Source organism: Glycomyces mayteni, assembly GCF_042428885.1.
GTDB classification, from domain to species: Bacteria; Actinomycetota; Actinomycetes; order Mycobacteriales; family Micromonosporaceae; genus Glycomyces; species Glycomyces mayteni.
Map to the genome: position 1 here is coordinate 772,953 of NZ_JBHMBP010000002.1, position 16,083 is coordinate 789,035.

Annotated in this window: 18 protein-coding genes and 1 pseudogene; 12 read left to right on the top strand and 7 right to left on the bottom strand. The window is 70.4% G+C overall.

Translation table 11 applies throughout. The features are described from left to right. The first annotated feature begins 8 nt into the window (after positions 1 to 8). The gene (locus ACFFXY_RS10270) at positions 9 to 1,697 is read left to right on the top strand and encodes a CBM35 domain-containing protein (RefSeq protein ID WP_382349313.1); all 1,689 of its coding nucleotides are present in this window, start codon (positions 9 to 11) and stop codon (positions 1,695 to 1,697) included. A 371-nt stretch (positions 1,698 to 2,068) separates the two neighbouring features. Then, positions 2,069 to 2,569 (top strand): DinB family protein, encoded by a 501-nt coding sequence (locus ACFFXY_RS10275; RefSeq protein WP_382349316.1) that lies wholly within the window; start codon positions 2,069 to 2,071, stop codon positions 2,567 to 2,569. A 73-nt stretch (positions 2,570 to 2,642) separates the two neighbouring features. Here ACFFXY_RS10275 and ACFFXY_RS10280 read toward each other — a convergent pair whose 3' ends face one another. Both ACFFXY_RS10280 and ACFFXY_RS10285 read right to left on the bottom strand, forming a co-directional pair. Beyond that, positions 2,643 to 3,212 carry a peptidase inhibitor family I36 protein gene (locus ACFFXY_RS10280; protein ID WP_382349319.1) on the bottom strand — a complete coding sequence of 190 codons (570 nt, stop codon included), beginning with the start codon at positions 3,210 to 3,212 and terminating at the stop codon, positions 2,643 to 2,645. Between the two features lie 247 nt (positions 3,213 to 3,459). Next, positions 3,460 to 4,332, bottom strand: a complete 873-nt coding sequence (locus tag ACFFXY_RS10285) for a LysR family transcriptional regulator (protein WP_382349322.1) — start codon at positions 4,330 to 4,332, stop codon at positions 3,460 to 3,462. 140 nt (positions 4,333 to 4,472) lie between these two features. Here ACFFXY_RS10285 and ACFFXY_RS10290 point away from each other — a divergent pair, with 140 nt between their 5' ends. Continuing rightward, positions 4,473 to 5,462 (top strand): NADP-dependent oxidoreductase, encoded by a 990-nt coding sequence (locus ACFFXY_RS10290; RefSeq protein WP_382349324.1) that lies wholly within the window; start codon positions 4,473 to 4,475, stop codon positions 5,460 to 5,462. A gap of 349 nt (positions 5,463 to 5,811) precedes the next feature. Here the strand turns inward: ACFFXY_RS10290 and ACFFXY_RS10295 are convergent, their stop codons facing one another. Further along, a complete protein-coding gene (locus tag ACFFXY_RS10295) occupies positions 5,812 to 6,255 on the bottom strand; it encodes a hypothetical protein (protein WP_382349327.1) in 444 nt (147 codons plus the stop codon). Between the two features lie 257 nt (positions 6,256 to 6,512). Here ACFFXY_RS10295 and ACFFXY_RS10300 point away from each other — a divergent pair, with 257 nt between their 5' ends. From ACFFXY_RS10300 to ACFFXY_RS10330, 7 genes and pseudogenes are all read left to right on the top strand, one after another. Continuing rightward, positions 6,513 to 7,271 (top strand): hypothetical protein, encoded by a 759-nt coding sequence (locus tag ACFFXY_RS10300; protein WP_382349329.1) that lies wholly within the window; start codon positions 6,513 to 6,515, stop codon positions 7,269 to 7,271. Positions 7,272 to 7,835: 564 nt separating this feature from the next. Next, entirely contained in the window at positions 7,836 to 7,979 is a 144-nt protein-coding gene (locus ACFFXY_RS10305; RefSeq protein WP_382349332.1) for a hypothetical protein, read from the top strand. Between the two features lie 217 nt (positions 7,980 to 8,196). Beyond that, on the top strand, positions 8,197 to 8,352 hold the full coding sequence (locus ACFFXY_RS10310) for a hypothetical protein (RefSeq protein WP_382349334.1): 156 nt from the start codon (positions 8,197 to 8,199) through the stop codon (positions 8,350 to 8,352). Positions 8,353 to 8,380: 28 nt separating this feature from the next. Then, positions 8,381 to 8,995 (top strand): annotated as a pseudogene (locus ACFFXY_RS10315) (flavodoxin family protein). Positions 8,996 to 9,006: 11 nt separating this feature from the next. Beyond that, a complete protein-coding gene (locus tag ACFFXY_RS10320; protein ID WP_382349337.1) occupies positions 9,007 to 10,143 on the top strand; it encodes an FUSC family protein in 1,137 nt (378 codons plus the stop codon). Continuing rightward, a complete protein-coding gene (locus ACFFXY_RS10325) occupies positions 10,140 to 10,697 on the top strand; it encodes a hemerythrin domain-containing protein (RefSeq protein WP_382349340.1) in 558 nt (185 codons plus the stop codon). The genes ACFFXY_RS10320 and ACFFXY_RS10325 overlap by 4 nt, the downstream gene beginning before the upstream one ends. A 130-nt stretch (positions 10,698 to 10,827) precedes the next feature. Beyond that, a complete protein-coding gene (locus ACFFXY_RS10330; RefSeq protein ID WP_382349343.1) occupies positions 10,828 to 11,025 on the top strand; it encodes a hypothetical protein in 198 nt (65 codons plus the stop codon). 135 nt (positions 11,026 to 11,160) lie between these two features. Here ACFFXY_RS10330 and ACFFXY_RS10335 read toward each other — a convergent pair whose 3' ends face one another. From ACFFXY_RS10335 to ACFFXY_RS10345, 3 genes are read right to left on the bottom strand one after another with little or no spacing between them, the layout of a single operon-like run. Beyond that, on the bottom strand, positions 11,161 to 11,586 hold the full coding sequence (locus ACFFXY_RS10335) for a low affinity iron permease family protein (RefSeq protein ID WP_382349346.1): 426 nt from the start codon (positions 11,584 to 11,586) through the stop codon (positions 11,161 to 11,163). Beyond that, entirely contained in the window at positions 11,555 to 12,193 is a 639-nt protein-coding gene (locus tag ACFFXY_RS10340; protein WP_382349349.1) for a uracil-DNA glycosylase family protein, read from the bottom strand. The genes ACFFXY_RS10335 and ACFFXY_RS10340 overlap by 32 nt, the downstream gene beginning before the upstream one ends. Continuing rightward, complete coding sequence (locus ACFFXY_RS10345) at positions 12,099 to 13,100, bottom strand: NAD(P)/FAD-dependent oxidoreductase (protein ID WP_382349352.1); 1,002 nt, start codon at positions 13,098 to 13,100, stop codon at positions 12,099 to 12,101. The genes ACFFXY_RS10340 and ACFFXY_RS10345 overlap by 95 nt, the downstream gene beginning before the upstream one ends. Before the next feature lie 97 nt (positions 13,101 to 13,197). Between ACFFXY_RS10345 and ACFFXY_RS10350 the strand changes: the two genes are divergently transcribed. Continuing rightward, positions 13,198 to 13,428, top strand: coding sequence for a hypothetical protein (locus ACFFXY_RS10350; protein WP_382349355.1), 231 nt, complete (start codon positions 13,198 to 13,200; stop codon positions 13,426 to 13,428). Positions 13,429 to 13,863: 435 nt separating this feature from the next. Continuing rightward, positions 13,864 to 14,202 (top strand): cupin domain-containing protein, encoded by a 339-nt coding sequence (locus ACFFXY_RS10355; RefSeq protein ID WP_382349357.1) that lies wholly within the window; start codon positions 13,864 to 13,866, stop codon positions 14,200 to 14,202. 35 nt (positions 14,203 to 14,237) lie between these two features. On the opposite strand, the gene ACFFXY_RS10360 is transcribed toward ACFFXY_RS10355, so the two are convergent. Further along, entirely contained in the window at positions 14,238 to 16,028 is a 1,791-nt protein-coding gene (locus ACFFXY_RS10360; RefSeq protein ID WP_382349360.1) for a thiamine pyrophosphate-requiring protein, read from the bottom strand. Positions 16,029 to 16,083 lie beyond the last annotated feature (55 nt).

Sequence of the window (16,083 nt, forward strand, 5' to 3'; positions counted from 1 at the left end):
AGAATCCCATGGCAAAGTCGCCATCCGAATCCCCCATCAACCGGCGAGCCCTCTTGGCGAGCGGCGCCGCGGCTGTGCCGCTGACGCTCGGGCTGGCCGGAGTACCCGCCCAAGCGGGCCCGGCCTCCCAGCCGCGATCGGTCCTCGTCGAGCCCAAACGCCACCGACAGCTCATCCGCGGGTTCGGCGGCATGACGCACGCGGGCTGGATCGGCGAACTGACGCCGTCCCAATGCGACACCGTCTTCGACAACGGCGCCGACGACCTCGGCTTCACGATCCTGCGCATCCCCGTGCCCGAGGACACCGCCGACTGGTCCGCCGACCTCGCCACCGCCCAGGCCGCCGCCGCCAAGGGAGCACTCGTCTTCGCCTCGCCGTGGAACCCGCCGGACGACCTCGCCGAGACGTTCGTGCGCGACGAGGTGCCCCACGGCAGCCAGTACGAGGCCGAGAACGCCACGCTCGTCAACGCGCACACGGCGACCGACACCCCCGGCTACCAAGGCGAAGGGTATGTGCGGTTCGACGGCGCTACCGACGCGAGCGTCCAGTTCGAGAACGTCGTCATCGGATCGGCGGGTACCAAGAACCTCGCGTTCAGGTACTCGGCACCCGCAGGAGACGTGCATGTCGACATCCACGTCGCAGGAGCCCTGGTCGCCGAAGGAGTGCTGTTCCCCCGCACCGATGAGGGCACCTGGGTCTGGAAGTCGATCCAGGCCCAGATGACGCCCGGCCAGTGGCCGGTGCAGGTCGTCACGACCGGCGAGGGGGGACCGGACCTCGACTACCTCATGGCCGCGGCCTACACCCCGCCAGGGGAGGCCCGCCGCCTGCGCCACGACGCCTACGGCGCGTACGCCGACTACCTGAACGCCTTCGTGCACCACATGCGCGACAACGGCGTCGAGCTGTACGGCATCTCCGTTCAGAACGAGCCGGACTACGCGCACGAGTGGACCTGGTGGACCACCGAGGAGATGAACCGCTTCCTCCGCGAGTTCGCCGGGCGGATCGACTGCCGCATCATCGCACCGGAGTCCTTCCAGTACGTCAAGCGCGTCTCGGACCCGATCCTCGAAGACCCCGAGGCGCTCGCGAACCTCGACATCCTCGGCGCGCACCTCTACGGCACCGCCGTCGCCGACTTCCCCTACCCGCTCTTCGAGGACAACGGCGCGGACAAGGAACTGTGGATGACCGAGGTCTACCACCCCAACAGCTCCAGCTCGGCGAACCTCTGGCCCGAGGCTCTCAAGGTCGCCGAGCACGTGCACCACGCGATGGTCGACGCCGAGTTCCAGGCGTACGTCTGGTGGTACATCCGCCGCTTCTACGGGCCGCTCCTCGAAGACGGCACGATCAGCAAGCGGGGCTGCATGCTCGCGCACTTCTCGAAGTTCGTGCGACCCGGTCACCACCGCGTCGAAGCCCAGAAGGAGCCGCAGGCCGGGGTCCTCACCTCTGCGTACGCCGACGACGACGGCGGCCTCGTCGTCATCGCCGTGAACACGACGACCGCGGCGGTGGAACAGTCGTTCGCGGTGAAGGGCTGCGCGGTCCGCAGCGCGCGGCGGTGGCTCACCGACGCGACGCGCTCCATCGAGGAGCAACCTGCCGTCCCGGGCCGGGGCAACGGCTTCACCGCGTCGCTCCCGCCCGAGAGCGTGACGACCTTCGTGGTGCGGAAGTAGGCGAGCGGCCGCAGGAGTACCGGCCTCGCCCTCCCAGGGTGAGGCCGGTACCGAGCGATTGCGGGGCGAGGCAAGCCGGAGCCGCAGTTACCGACCCGCCAGGTCGCCTGGTGCTTGCGGATCGGGGAGGGTGTCGAGGACGAGGTGGTCGGCGGTGACCAGACGCCGCCAGTCCTCATGGGTCAGCCCGAGCTCCTTCGCGACGGCTTCCCGCTCGGCGGGCGTCGCCGCTTGCGTGAGCCGGTCCCTCGGCCAGGGCTGCGTCGTTGGCGGTGTTCCACGAGACCTCCAGAGCGTCGGCCCTCAACTGTGACTGTGAAGAGCCCAAATAGCCCCGGTGCGAGGGTCGGCCCGCGTGCTACGTTCGGGCGATGACTCGACCCGGTGAGATCCTCGGCAGTGTGGTCGCCGCCAGCGAGCGCGAGCAGTTCGAGACGTTCTTGGATTATCTGCGCGACGCCGTCGTGCGCAAGGCCCGCGGGGTGTCGGAGGAGGACGCCCGGCGCAGCCCGGTGCCGACCGGCACCAATCTCGGCGGACTGATCAAACACCTGCGGTGGGTGGAACTGGGCGGGTTCGCTGAGCAGATCGGGCAGATCCCCGCCGCGGAGCTGCCCACGCCGCCGTGGACCGACGCAGACCCGGAGGCCGACCTGCGGCTGGAGCCCAACGAGACGCTTGACGACGTCATCGGCGCCTACCAGGCGGAGTGCGACCGCTCCCGCGAGATCGCCGCCCAGCACAGCCTCGACTACGCACCGCGGGGGCTGACGTTGCGGTGGGTGTACCTGCACGTGATCCTGGAGACCGCCCGGCACGCGGGCCACGCGGACATCCTGCGCGAGATGATCGACGGCAGCGTCGGGGACTGAGGGCGCTCGTAGGCGCCGCAAAGTACGGCGCGCCCCTGGACAATGTTGTTCAGGGGCGCGAGTCGAGTCTGTTTCAGCAGGGTTTGATGCCGTCGGCGATGTCGTTCTTGTCTTCGCCCACGTTGGAGCTCCATGTGGGTGCAGCGCTGGTGATCCAGATTCGCACCCAGCTGCCCTCCCAGTTGTAGACGGTCGTGCGCGCGCCGCCGGACTGGTTGTTGTGGTACGAGGACGCCATGTCGTTGAAGTTCCAGTTGCCCAGGTCGTAGATGACCCCACACTTTGAGAAGTCGAGGCGCCGGCCCTCGAACTGCTCATGCTCGTACAGGCAGGTGAAGGTGTAGTCGCAGTCATGGGTGCCTGATGCCCCCACTTCCTCGCCGGGCCCGAGCGCGTACCGCTCGCCGGGGAGCGGGATGGTCAAGATGACCGCGCCGTCCTCCCAGGAGATCTGGTTCTCGTTGATCTGCGTCCCGCCGGGGGAGGCGGCCAGGGCGGCATCGATCTGGGACTGTACGGGAGATCCGATGGGGGCGGCGGCGGCCTGTTGGCTGAGCGCGGCGACCAGGAGGAGTGTCGCTGCGGCGGCCGCGGTGAACATGCGGCGGATGAGTCGTCCTCGAGGTCCTTGTGGGGTTGGCATGGGTGCGCCTTTCGGTGTCGGCTTCGCACGCGCGGCCGAGCCGCGGGTGCGGGCGAGGCATCGGGCGAACACAAGCCCGATCCTGCAAGCGAACCCGCCTTGTCCGCCTGTGCACAGCCTCGATTGGAAAGTGTTGGAATCGTCCCCTTGGCTGGCGCTGATCATCTCGACAGTGCTCCGGCCCGGCACTTGTGGGTCCGCAACGCCTGGTGCGCGAACGGCCGCCCGGTGCGTCCTCTCGGCCGGGTCAGCGTGCGTGGGCGGCGCGGAGCTCGCGGATGAGGGCTTGGACAGGCAGTGTCTGGGCGAGAGCGGGGGTGGTGACGTAGCCCAGGTGCCGGGTCGGTGCGGTCGAACCCAGATCGGTGACGCTCACGCCTTCTGGCGGCGTGGCGAGCGCCAGGTGCGGCATCACGGCCATGCCGATACCCGCCGCCACCATGGACAGGACGACGCTGTCGTCCTCGACCATGATGCGGCGCTCGGGAAGCCAGTCTTGCTCTGTCCACCACTGGCGGGTGTAACTCGAGCAGTTCTCGGACCAGTCGAGCAGTGGCAGCCGACGCGGGTCGACCGCTCCGGCGGGTGCGGCGAGCAGGTACCGCTCCTCGTAGAGCCGGTTGAAGATCAGGCCGTTCGGAACAGTCGAGGTCGGCGGGACGGTCGTGATCCCCAGGTCCGCGTTGGCGTCGAGTACCTCGCCGGCGCTGCCGCGACCGACGTCGCGGACGATGTTCACCTGCGGATGGAGCCCGGGATGCCGGGCGGTGAGCCGGTCGAGGACCTCAGGCAGCAACCCGGCCGCCGCGGAGCGGAACGCGGCGATCCTGACAGTCCCGGTGACGGTCCGCTCGGTGGCGCCACGGGTCTCGGCCCCCATCGAGTCGAGGAGGCGGAGTATGTGCCGGGCCTGCCTGCTTGCTCGTATTCCTGCCTCGGTGACGCGGGCGCCTTGCCGTCCGCGTTCGAACAGCACGGCCCCGAGTTTCCGCTCGCTGCTTCGCACCGCATGTGAAACGGCTGACTGGGTCATGCCCAGGCTCGCCCCCGCACGGGTGAAACTCTGCTCCCGGGCCACGGCGACCAGCACGCGCAGTTCGTTGGGGGAAAGGTCGCTCACTGAGTGAACCTAGCCCCACTCGCGCCATCGCGGCAACCGCGGGACGCCGGCACCCTTTCCATGAACGCCGTTCATGGAAACGGCGGTTCCATCCACGCTGACCGCTCGATACCTGCTCGAAACGCAGGTAGGAATGGGTCATGACCGATCGCATGACGTACCTCCACCTCGTCAATCGGCCCGAGGGCTTCCCCTCGGCCGACGACTTCGCCTTCGCCGATGCGCCGTTGCCCGAGCTCGAACCGGGCGCCGCCCTGGTCGAGAACCTGTACCTGTCCGTCGACCCGTACATGCGCCAACTCATGGACGAGGGCTGGAACCTGCACACGCCCTTGGAAGGTCGATCGCTCGGCCGCGTGGTCGCTTCCGCCAACGACCGGCTGGCGGTCGGCGACATCGTCAAGCACCGCAACGCTTGGCGCACCCACGCGCTGGTCCGCCCCGAGGACGTCCAGCCGGTGTGCCAACACGAGGGCGTGCCGCTCAGCGCGCACCTCGCCCTCCTCGGCGACGGCACCGGACTGACCGCGTACGTCGGCCTCACCCGGATCGCGAACCTGCGCCCCGGTGAGACCGTGTACATCTCGGCGGCTGCAGGCGGCGTCGGCACCGCAGCCGGCCAGATCGCGCGGCTGCTCGGTGCCGGGCGCGTCATCGGCAGCGCCGGTTCGCCCGCGAAGGTTCGCCACCTCGTCGACGACCTCGGCTTCGACGACGCCTTCGACTATCACGATGGCCCGGTCGGTGACCAGCTTGCGAAGGCCGCACCCGAGGGTATCGACGTCTACCTGGACAACGTCGGCGGCGACCACCTCGAAGGCGCGATCGCGAACCTGCGCGAGTTCGGCCGCATCGCCTGGTGTGGAGGGATCTCCGGCTACAATGGCCAACCGGGCCAGGTGCGGAACATCGACGAGGTAATGGGCAAGAGCCTCCGTCTCCAAGGGTTCATGGTGCGACACCACCTGGACGCCCGCGAAGAGATGGAATCGCAGCTCGTGCCCCTGATTCAGCACGGGGAGATCGTCAGCGAGGAGACGATCGTGCACGGTTTCGAGAACACCGTGACTGCATTCCTCGGCATGCTCCGCGGCGAGAATACCGGCAAGATGCTGGTGCGCCTCCGATAGGAGGCGCATCGATGCCGTCGAGCTGCTCGATCGTGCCCCTGCGTGGGTGTGACAGAGGTGGCAGGCGCTCCACGAGGATCCCGAGGACGAGGACGCGTCGTTACCACTCGTGGTCCGGGGTGAGCGGGACCGTCGTGTTGGTCGTCATTCCGGCCACGGGGGTTGGTGTTCGCGGTCGAACGGGTTGTACTCGACCAGTTTTGGCTTGGTGGCCCCGGTAGTGACCAACGTCGATTGGTTTTGAGCAGCCACCTGAGGGCCAAGCGTTCTCAATAGGGTCTCCGACACCCCTGGCTCATTGGTGTAGCCGCCACGACGATACCGACGCTCTTGTCGTTCTTGGTGCCGTTTAGACCTCGCCGGTGTAGCCGATCAGGAGTGCCTGCTGGTAGTCGAGGATCTTCCGCATGCGGGGGCTCTGCTCTTCGATGGCGCGGGTGACGATCGGGTCAGGGCAGATGCGCACGAGTTCGAACTCGTAGCACAGGCCGAGGACTTCGAGGCACCGGCTGGGGGTGAGGACCGTGTCGAGTTCGTCGAAGCACAGGCCCAGGGCGAGGACGATACCCATGGTGCCAGGTGCCTCGGCCCGATTGAGTTGCACGGTCAGCTCGGAGAGGACGTCCGGAGTGGCTTCGGCGAGGGTGCGGCCCTGCTGGAGCGCGGCCCGCAGGGTCGCGAGCGTGCGGTCGACGTAGGCGGCGAAGACCGGGTCTTCGATGGGGCGCTCGGTCGTGGCCATGGCCCAGCTGAGGACGTCGACGGCGATGCGGAAGCGGTCCCGAGCCGACACGTCCTCGAGAGGCTCCTCGAAACGGCTCATCTCCGCGTCCCACAACTCCATGCCGCAACCGTCTCAATCCTTTGCCGCGCAACCCGTGCCGCCCCGTGCGCACCGGCAGGCGACCGTCGAGGAGGCCGCTCCCCGACCGCGCACGGGCGGGGGTCGGGGAAGTGCGAGGGCGGGCGAGGCCCATGTTGACGGGCATCAGAGCCCATAATGGAGGTGTGGGCGCGGCTTGCGCCTGTGCCTCCGCCGGACGGACCCCCATGCCCGACTCCGCCACAACCCCAGCACCGCTGATTCCCGATTTCGTCAACGCGCTCCTGTACGCCCTCGCCGGCGCCGGTGTCCCGCTGGCGTTCCTGGTCGTCTTCGCCACCCTGTTCGCGCTCGAATCCTGGTACACCAACGGGCTCCGAATCGCCAAGAGCGCCAAGGCCGCCCACGGATTCCTCATCCGGACTGCGGCACAGGCGATGACCGTGCCCTTGGCGCGGGTCGCCGTGGCGGCCGTCTCAAGTAGCCTGGGCGTGGCCCTTCAGGTCGGATTCGTGGCGGTCAGTTCCGTCGGCGGCAGCTACGCGGCCGCGCTCCTCGACGCCGACCGCCGCGACACGCTCCTGGCAACTCTCGACCTTCATCCCTTCGTCCTGTTCCGGGCCGATACGGTCACCGCGAACCTGAAACTCGACTGGATCGCCACGGCGCACATCGCCCTGATCCTCATCGGCCTGATCGCCTCCTACCGGACCGACGACCTCCGGAAGCCGTTCCTGCTGGCGTTTCCCTACACCGTGGTCGCGACCGTGGCCGGAGGCTGGACGCTGATCTGTGTCGTCTTCGATCTCGTCGTGAACCTCGTGCGGCTCGACTTGACCGGACCCAGCAGCTGGCCGGCGATGCGCGACGGGTACGGGGGCCTCGTCGCGAGCGGCGTGTTCGCACTCGCCTACATGCTCGCCTTCGTTTCGGCACTGAGCTCCTCGGGGCGGATCAAACGGCTCTGGACCGGTATCCGGGACTGACCCCCACCACCAAACGCTGGCACCTCCCGATGGGACACCGCTCGGCGCCCGACCGTTCCGTCCGGCTGCCCTGCTGCCCGGATCTGGGCATTTCCATGACGATGGGGTGCGGTTAGCGGTGGGCGCAGTGGCCAGTGGAGGGAATCGATGCGAAGAGGCGCCCGCGCGGGCCGCGCGCTCATAAGCCAGTGAACGGGGATGCGTTACGGCCCGGCCGGGGCCTTCACTGTCGGGCGTGGGTGTCGTCGACCAGGTTATAGACCTCAACGCCCTCATCCTCGACTTCGGCGACATCCACCGTCTCCTGGACAGTGCCTTCGACGCGAGCGCCACCCCATCGGGCCGCGCACCGCGGCGGCCCTGGACCGGCACCGCCGCGAGCAGGAGGCCGCGGCCCAGGCCGCAGGTCTGGTCTGGAGCAACCCGGGCCAGCTCATCTTCACCGACGCGACCGGCAGGCCCTGGAGCACGACCGACCTGGACCGGCGCCTGCACCACCGGTGCCGCGCGGCGGGACTGGAAGCGCGCAACTGGCGCCCCCTCAAGACCACCGCGCTCATCGAGATGGTGTTTCTGGACCTGCGCCTGTGCGCGAGCGCCGCGTGGAAGCGCCCCAGTGCCTCCCCGACCGGGAAGCAGCTCCTGCCCCAGACTGCGAACACGATCGACGAGGCCACCCTCGGACCAGTCGCGACCCCCTTCGCATGACCAGTCGGCGGGCCGGCTCGCTCTACTTGGTAGCGTTCGTCGCTTGCGGAGATGGCTGCGAGTTCCCGCGCGTCGGACAGGGCGCTCTTGAGCACGCCGCGGGCGTCCGCGTAAACGTCGGCGATCCGCCGCTCCAGATCCTCGATTAGGACGGGGAACCGAGGCGCCAGAAGGGCGGCGCGTCCGCGCTCGCCGACGAGCGCCTCCAGGAACGGCCATGACCCACTTGGAGACCGGCCTGCGCGAACTGCACCGCGGCGAGCACAGCCTCGCCTCGCTGCTCAAGTCCTGCCGACCCGGGACCGTCCGCCAGATGCGGTGGGCCGAGGCCGCGCTCAAGGAGAGCGCCGCGCAGATCATGCTGTCCGAGTAGAACCGTCTCCGGCGGGTAGACGGCCGGTATGGACGACGAACTGACCGCGCTGGCATTGACGTGCACGCTCAAACCGTCCCCGGTGCCTTCCAGCAGCGAACTCATCGCCGAGCAGGTCCTCGGCGAACTCAATGCACACGGCGCGCCGGGCGGGCAGGTCCGCGTCGCCGACTACGACGTGTGACCGGGCGTGCAGCGCGACATGGGCGGAGGCGACCAGTGGCCCGAGATCCTCGACCGCGTGGCCGCCGCCGACATACTGCTCCTGTCGACCCCGACCTGGCTCGGCCACCCCTCCAGCATCGCTCAGCGGGTTCTGGAGCGGCTCGACGCCGAACTGTCCGAGACCGACGCCGACGGCCGCCCCGCGATGTACGGGAAGGTCGCGTCCGTCGCGGTGGTCGGCAACGAGGACGGCGCGCACAAGATCGTCGCCGACTGCTTCCAGGCGCTCAACGACATCGGCTTCACCGTCCCCGCCCAGGGGTGCACCTACTGGAACGCCGAGGCCATGCGCCCCAAGGACTACCGCGACCTCGACGCCGTCCCTGAGGCGGTCGCGGGGACCAACCGGACGCTCGCGGCCAACGCCGTCCACACCGCCCGCCTGCTCAAGGCGCACCCGTACGCACCGCCCGGCTGACCCGGGGCGACATGGGGTCCGGTCAGGTCCGACACGAGGCGGCCGCCGACGTCGACGGCGCCCGCCGATTCCTCCACGGCCTGCGGACGCAGGGGAGCCGCTCGCGCGAGACCGCCGCCCAGGCGTGCAAGGCCGCGCTCGCGGCCGTCGCGGCGTGGCTGGTCGCCGCGACCGCCTTCGGCATCGGGCAGCCCTACCTCGCGGCGTGGGTCGCGCTCGTCATGGTCCGGCCCACGGTCCACTGGTCGCTGCTCACCGCCCTCCGACAGGTCGCCGCCGTCCTGCTCGGCGTGGGCATCGCCGCCGCCGCGACCGCCCTGCCGGGGAAGGCGCTCGCCCTCGGCGCCGCGGTGGTCACCGCGGTCCTGGCGTCTCAGTGGCCGCGCCTGGACGACCAGGGCCTCTACGTGCCGTTCACCGCGCTCATCATGGTGGCGCTGGATGCGGTCGGCGGCGCGTTCATCCTCGACCGGCTGCTGGAGACCGGACTCGGGGCGCTGGTCGGCCTGGCCGTGAACGTCCTCGTGATGCCGCCCATGCGACTGCGCGGGGCCGGATCGGACCTGCGCCGCGATGGCGAGGCGGCCACCGGTGCCCTGCGCGGCATGGCCGCCCGCCTCCGCGACGGCGAGGACCCGCAGGACCTGGACGGGCTCGGGGAGCGGCCGGGCCGTGCCCTGACGGCGGTCCGCCGGGCCCGCGACAGCCTCCGGTTGAACCCGCGCTCGGGCCACCGGCGACACCGTGCGCAAGTCGACCGGCTTGACGCTGCTTTCGCCATGCTGCGGAACGCGATCGACGCGACCAGTGCCATTTCCGGGCTGCTCGGCCCCGACGACCGCCCGCGCCCGCGCTCACTGGGTCCCGCCTTCCGCGACCGCTACGCGGAAGCACTCGACCGCGCCGCGGACCTCCTGGGAGGGCGGCTCGACGCCGTCCTCTCCGGCGTTGCGCCGCCCGAGCCCGAACCCCCCGACGTCGAGGCCCTGGAACGCCTGGTCGCGCGGCCCGACGGTGCGGAAGGGGCCGAGCTGCAAGGCGCGCTCCTGGCCGCGCTGCGGCGCCTGCTGCGCGCTCTGATGCATGAGGGCCCCGGGCAGGGGTACCCAGGAGGTCGATCGACGCCGGGGGAGAGGACGAGAACATGAGCGGCGATGTTGTGGACCTGATCATGGCCGACCACCGCGAGGTGGAGCGGCTGTTCGAGGAGCTCAAGGCGTATCCGGAGAACCGGCCGCTGCTCACGCCGGTGCTCTCGGCGCTGCTGACCGCGCACAGCCGTGCCGAAGAGGCCGAGGTGTATCCGGTCGCCAAGTCCGAGGCGGGCGAGACCGACGAGGTCGCGCACTCCCAGGAGGAGCACGAGCAGGCAGAGGAGATCCTCGTGCGCCTGAACGCGGCCGACGCGCAGTCGCCAGAGTTCGACGCGGTCCTCCAGGAACTCGTCGACGCCGTGACGCACCACGTCCAGGAGGAGGAGTCGACCGTCCTGCCGGGCATGAAGACCGGCCTCGACGACATGCGCCGCATGGAGTTGGGCGAGGCGTTCGCCGCCGCCCGCGCCGCGCACCTGGGAGACCAGCCCGGCCAGGCGAGCCGCAAGGAGCTGGAGATGCAGGCCCGCAACATGAACATGAGCGGCGCCTCCGACATGAACAAGGCCCGTCTGGCCAAGGAGGTCAAGAAGCAGGCGCAGTCCTGATCCTCCGCAGCGGCTCAGCCGCAGGCACATAGTCACGGCGGCGGTCTCGCCGTCGCATCGGGGGGACGGAGCGCCGACCCGGTCTGCACGTAGAGGGCGCAGGCCGGGTCGGCGCTCGCAGTCTGCGCCGGTGCGGAGCCGACCGTCCACCGCGAGCTGCACCTCGATCGAGGACTTGTCCTCGTCCAAGCGCGGCGGCCAGCGCTCGCATTCGGGGCCGAAAGGCCGCACGAAGGAGCAGTTGTGCGAGGAGGCGCGCCGCAAGAACGTCAAGGGCCGCTCGAAGATAAACAAAGCCCAGCTGCTGCGCGCCGTCGAGCGCAAGTGACGGGAAGGGGCGCCCGCCGCGGCGGGCGCCTGGAACGGCGGTGCTTCACGCGACGTCGAGCACGCTCTTGAGCCGACCGTCCGGGCCTCGCGGCGGCCGAACGGCATCGATTCGGCGGACCGGCACGGGTCCTCCTCAGGTGCTCTCGTCGTCTTCCAGGCCCACGGCCCGGCGCAGCTGCTTGCGGCAGTCCTCCAGGTCGTGGGATTCGGGGTCCTCTTTCGCGGTGTGCTGCATGAGGTCGGCGAGGCCGTCGGCGATGGCGTTGAGCTTCTGCTGAATTGCCGCGTCGTTGCGCGACTCGGTGTTCTGGAGCAGGGCGACCATGAGGAACGTGATGATCGTGGTCGTGGTGTTGATGATCAGCTGCCAGGTCTCCATCGGCAGCCAGATGATCGAGGGCGCCCAGATCAGCACCAGCAGGATGCACAGCAGGAAGAACGGCGCACGGGCGGCGAACTCGGACGCCTTGGTCGCGAATCTGTCGAACGGCCCCACGTGGTCGGTGATGTCCTTGGGCATCGTCGCATCATCCGTGCGGTTCTCGTGCTTCTCGGCCATGGCAACACCTCTCGCTCCAGCCCGGTGACGCAGTAGTTCCCGCGTTCCTGGGTCGCGGCTGTCGCTCGCACTCTGGGCTACCCGATGCGGGGGCCGGTAACCGCTCTGCGCAGCAGCCTTGCGGCCGTGCGGGGGCCTTGAGGGCCTGGGCGGCGGTGGCGCCGAGGGCGACGACGAGGGCAGGGCGGACGGCGCGCAGTTCGGCCAGGAGCCAGGGGCGGCAGGCGAGGGCTTCGCCGCGGGTCGGCTTCTTGTGGAGGCGGCGGTTGCCCCGGTCGGTCGGGGTGAACTTGAAGTGCTTGACGGCGTTGGTGACGTACACCCGGTCGCGGTCGATCCCGGCGGTTTCGAGGGCCCGGTTCAAGAAGCGTCCTGCCGGTCCGACGAAGGGTTCGCCTTCGCGGTCCTCGGCATCGCCGGGCTGCTCGCCGACCATGAAGAGGCGGGTGTCGGCAGGGCGCTCGCCGAACACGGTCTGGGTGGCGTCGCGGTAGACCGCGCGCAGGTGCCCGTCAATGCGGATCACCGCGCCCTGGCCGGGGGCGAGCTGGTCGGGCGAGTGTGCGGGGGCGGGCCCGAGGCGGTCGCCGACGAGGTGCGCCACCACGGTCTTCTGGTTGGCGGCGATCGGTCCGGCCTCCTTCACCGGGTGGAGGCGCGAGGGGTCGAACAGGTCGGTCCAGGCGGGCGGCGCGCCGGTGGCGAGTCCGGTGATCAGGCGCGCGGCGGCCATGCCGTTGCTCATGCCCCAGCCGCCGAATCCGCAGGCGACGTAGAGACCCCCCGCCGGGCATCGCCCCGATGTAGGGGACGCGGTCGGGGGTGGCGTTGTCCTGCGCGGCCCAGCGGTAGGCGATGTCCTCGGAGCCGAAGCGCTCTGCGGCCCAGGCCGCGAGCCGCCCGAACCGTTCGGCAGTGCCCGCTTCACCGGGCGTGAACGCCTCCCCGGTGACGATGAGGAGTCGCTTCCCGTTCTCCAGCGGGGCGGTGCGCACCGACCGGGTGCCCTCGGCCGGGGTGAGGTACATGCCGCCGGGGTCGGCGGCCGCGGGGATCGGCGCGGCCACGACCAGTTCGCGCCGCGGCGTGAGCCGGGAGAGGAGCCGCACCCGGTTCACGACCGGATAGTGCGTGGCGATGACGGCCTCACGGCACCGGACCGCCGCACCGCCTTCGACCGTGACCCGGTGCCCCCCGTCCTCGGCGGCGACGTCGACCACGCGCGAGCGCTCGAAGACGCGGACGCCGCGGGCGGTGAGGTCTGCGGCGACGGCCAGCAGGAACCGGCGCGGATGGAACTGGGCCTGGCCCTCGACCCTGACGGCCCCGGTGACCGGGAACGGCAGCCCCAGTGGACAGTCCGGTGATCTCGCCTCCGACGACGGCGACGCCGGCCTCCACGTCCTCGGTGAGCACCGGGTGCGCCGGGCCCGCCGCCGAGGCCATCCAGGACGACGCCATCGCGCCGTGATGATCGTCCATCCGGGCCGGGTACCTGGGCAAACTCGGGCCATTCCTGCGATGCCGCCATTGCACGCTGCACACGTGTCGCCCCCCGATCGCCGGGTACCCGATCCGGAAGAACGCACTCGAACGACCAAAGGGGGACTGATGGGCAGCGACGAGACCGGTCACGTGACGGGGACGGCGGACAAGGACTACAACATCATCTGGTTCACGGAGGCGTGCCTGAGCAACGCCCTCCGGCTGGAGACGTACATCGCCGACGCCGAGCGCGCCGGGGACGGCGAACTTGTGGGGTTCTTCCAGCGCGCGCAGGCCGCCAGCCGCAAGGGCGCCGAAGAAGGCAAGGTACTCCTCGCCAGACGGCTCAACGCCTGACCGAGGCATCGCGGTGCCCGCAGCCCCGAACCGGGGCTGCGGGCACCGTTCACGCGATGCCGCGCGCCCCACGCCGTGCTGCGGCTGCCCGGATGCTCCACCGCGTGGAGGCGCTGCTGGCCGTGCGGGACGGCGAGCCCGCCGCGATCCGCGGCGGCACCGCCGACGCGGTGGCCGCGGCCGACCGTCTGCGCGTGCCGGTCACGGTCATCTGGCCCGACGGCGCCCGACGGCGCCCGGCGCGACCGTTGACCCGCCGATCGCCTCGCGATCGCCCTGCGGGGGCGATCCCTGTTCGCCACTGGGTTCTTCGACCGGGCAGTGATCCGACCGACCCGCGAACGCATGGTCGACCCGGGCAAGGGGTACTTCCTTGGCTCGCGTCATGGGGTGCGACGCCGCCCTACCGAACGGCGCGGGTTGGAGGGTCGAACCATGCAGATCAGTGCCGACAGTGCCTTGGTCGAAGCGCTCGCGCGTGAAGCCGCAGCGGCCCCGTCAGGACGGGCGGGGCGAACCGTTCACGGCGGGAACGGCCGCGTCCTCGGCCAGACCCTCGTCGCTTTGCGGCGCGGCGCAGCGCTCGATGAGAACCCGAACCCGGCCGAGACCACGTTCCTGGTGATCCGGGGCCGGGTCCGGCTCGCCGCCGACGGCGAAGCCCAGGCCGGCGGCCCCATGGAGCTCTTGGCGGTCCCCGACACCCCCGAATACGACCTTGAGGTGCTCGAAGACGCCGTCGTTCTCCTTACCGTGGCACGCCGCTCCACCTGAACTTCCGAAGCGGTGCAGTGCGGAACCCGTGTCCGTCAGCGGCGGTGCGGCAGCAGCTCCTGCGCCTTGGTCTTCACGCCGCGGACGAGGACGTCCCAGGCGTCGGGGTCGCCCTTGAGGAGCGCCTCGGTCGTGGACTTGAGCTGGTCGCGGCTGACGTGCGGCGGGATGGGCGGCACGTCGGGGTCGCAGTGGACGTCGATCAGGACCGGGCCCTGTGCGGCGAACGCGAGGTCCCAGACCTCGCCGAGCCGCTCGGGGTCGGTGACCGTGATCCCCTGGAATCCCAGATGGTTCGCGACGTCCGCGTACGAGACGGACGGCAGGTTCTGGGAAGGCTCGAACTTGGGTGCGCCGCCCATCGCGCGCAGCTCCCAGGTGACCATGTTCAGATCGCCGTTGTTGAAGACGCACACGACGAAGCGCGGGTCCTCCCACCGGTCGAGGTAGTGCGCGGCGGTGAGGAGCTCGGCGAGGCCGTTCATCTGCATCGCGCCGTCCCCGACGAGCGCCACCACGGGCCGGTCGGGGTGCGCGAACTTCGCGCCGATCGCGTAGGGCACGGCGCAGCCCATCGTCGCGAGCGTCCCGGACAGCGAGCAGCGCATCGTGCCGCGGACCCGCAACTGGCGCGCGTACCAGGTCGTCGAGGAGCCCGAGTCCGCTGCGACGATCGCGTCGTCCGGAATCCGCTCGGAGAGCTCGCGGACCACGCGCATCGGGTTGACCGGCTTCGCCTCGACGAGCGACTGCCGCTCCAGGGTCTCCCACCACGAGGCGACGTTGCCTTCGACGGTCTCGCGCCAGTCGGGGCGCCCGCGAGGTTCGAGCCGGGGCAGGAGCGCGGCGAGCGTGGCCTCGGCGTCGCCGACGAGCGCGGCCTCGACCGGGTAGCGCAGGCCGATCATCGAACCGTCGAGGTCGATCTGGACGGCGCGGGCCTGCCCGAACTCGGGCATGAACTGGCTGTAGGGCATGTTGGAGCCGACGATGAGGAGCGTGTCGCAGCCGCGCATCAGCTCGTAGCTGGGGCGGGTGCCGAGCAGGCCGATCGAACCGGTCACGTACGGCAGGTCGTCGGGCAGGACGTCTTTGCCCAAGAGCGCTTTGGCGACTCCGGCGTCGGTCGCGTCGGCGATCTGCCGCAGTGCGGCGTCGGCGCCGCGGGCGCCCTGGCCTGCCAGGATCGCGATCCTCTCCCCGGCGTTGAGGATCTCGGCGGCGCGGTCGAGTTCGGCTTCGGCGGGCAGCGTCCGCACCGCGGGGTGCGAGGGCGGCGAGGAGGGCACCTGCTTGATGGCGTGCGCGGGCGGCGTGTACTCCGCCTCCTGGACGTCGGCGGGGATGATGAGCGCGGTCGGGGCCTGGCGCGTCTCGGCGGCGCGGAACGCCAGGTCGAGGGTGAACGGCAGCTGTTCGGGGACGTTCACCTCGGCGAGGTAGGCGGAGGCGACGTCCTTGAACAGGGACCGCAGGTCCACTCCTTGCTGGTAGGACCCGCCCATGGCGCTGCGGGCGGTCTGGCCGACGATCGCGACCACGGGCACGTGGTCGAGCTTCGCGTCGTAGAGGCCGTTGAGCAGGTGGATCGCGCCCGGACCCGACGTCGCGACGCACACCCCGGGCCGACCGGAGAACTTCGCATAGCCCACGGCCGCGAACGCCGCGGCCTCCTCGTGGCGGGTCTGGATGAAGCGCGGCCGGTCCTCGGCCTCGCCGAACGCGGCGATGATCCCGTTGATGCCGTCGCCCGGATACCCGAAGACCTGCTCCACGCCCCATTCGCGCAGCCGGGCCAGCAGCTGGTCGCCTACGGTCGCCGCCATGGCGGCCTCCCCTCGATCGTCCTGGTCCGACGGCTACCCGGTCCCGCCGCCGGTA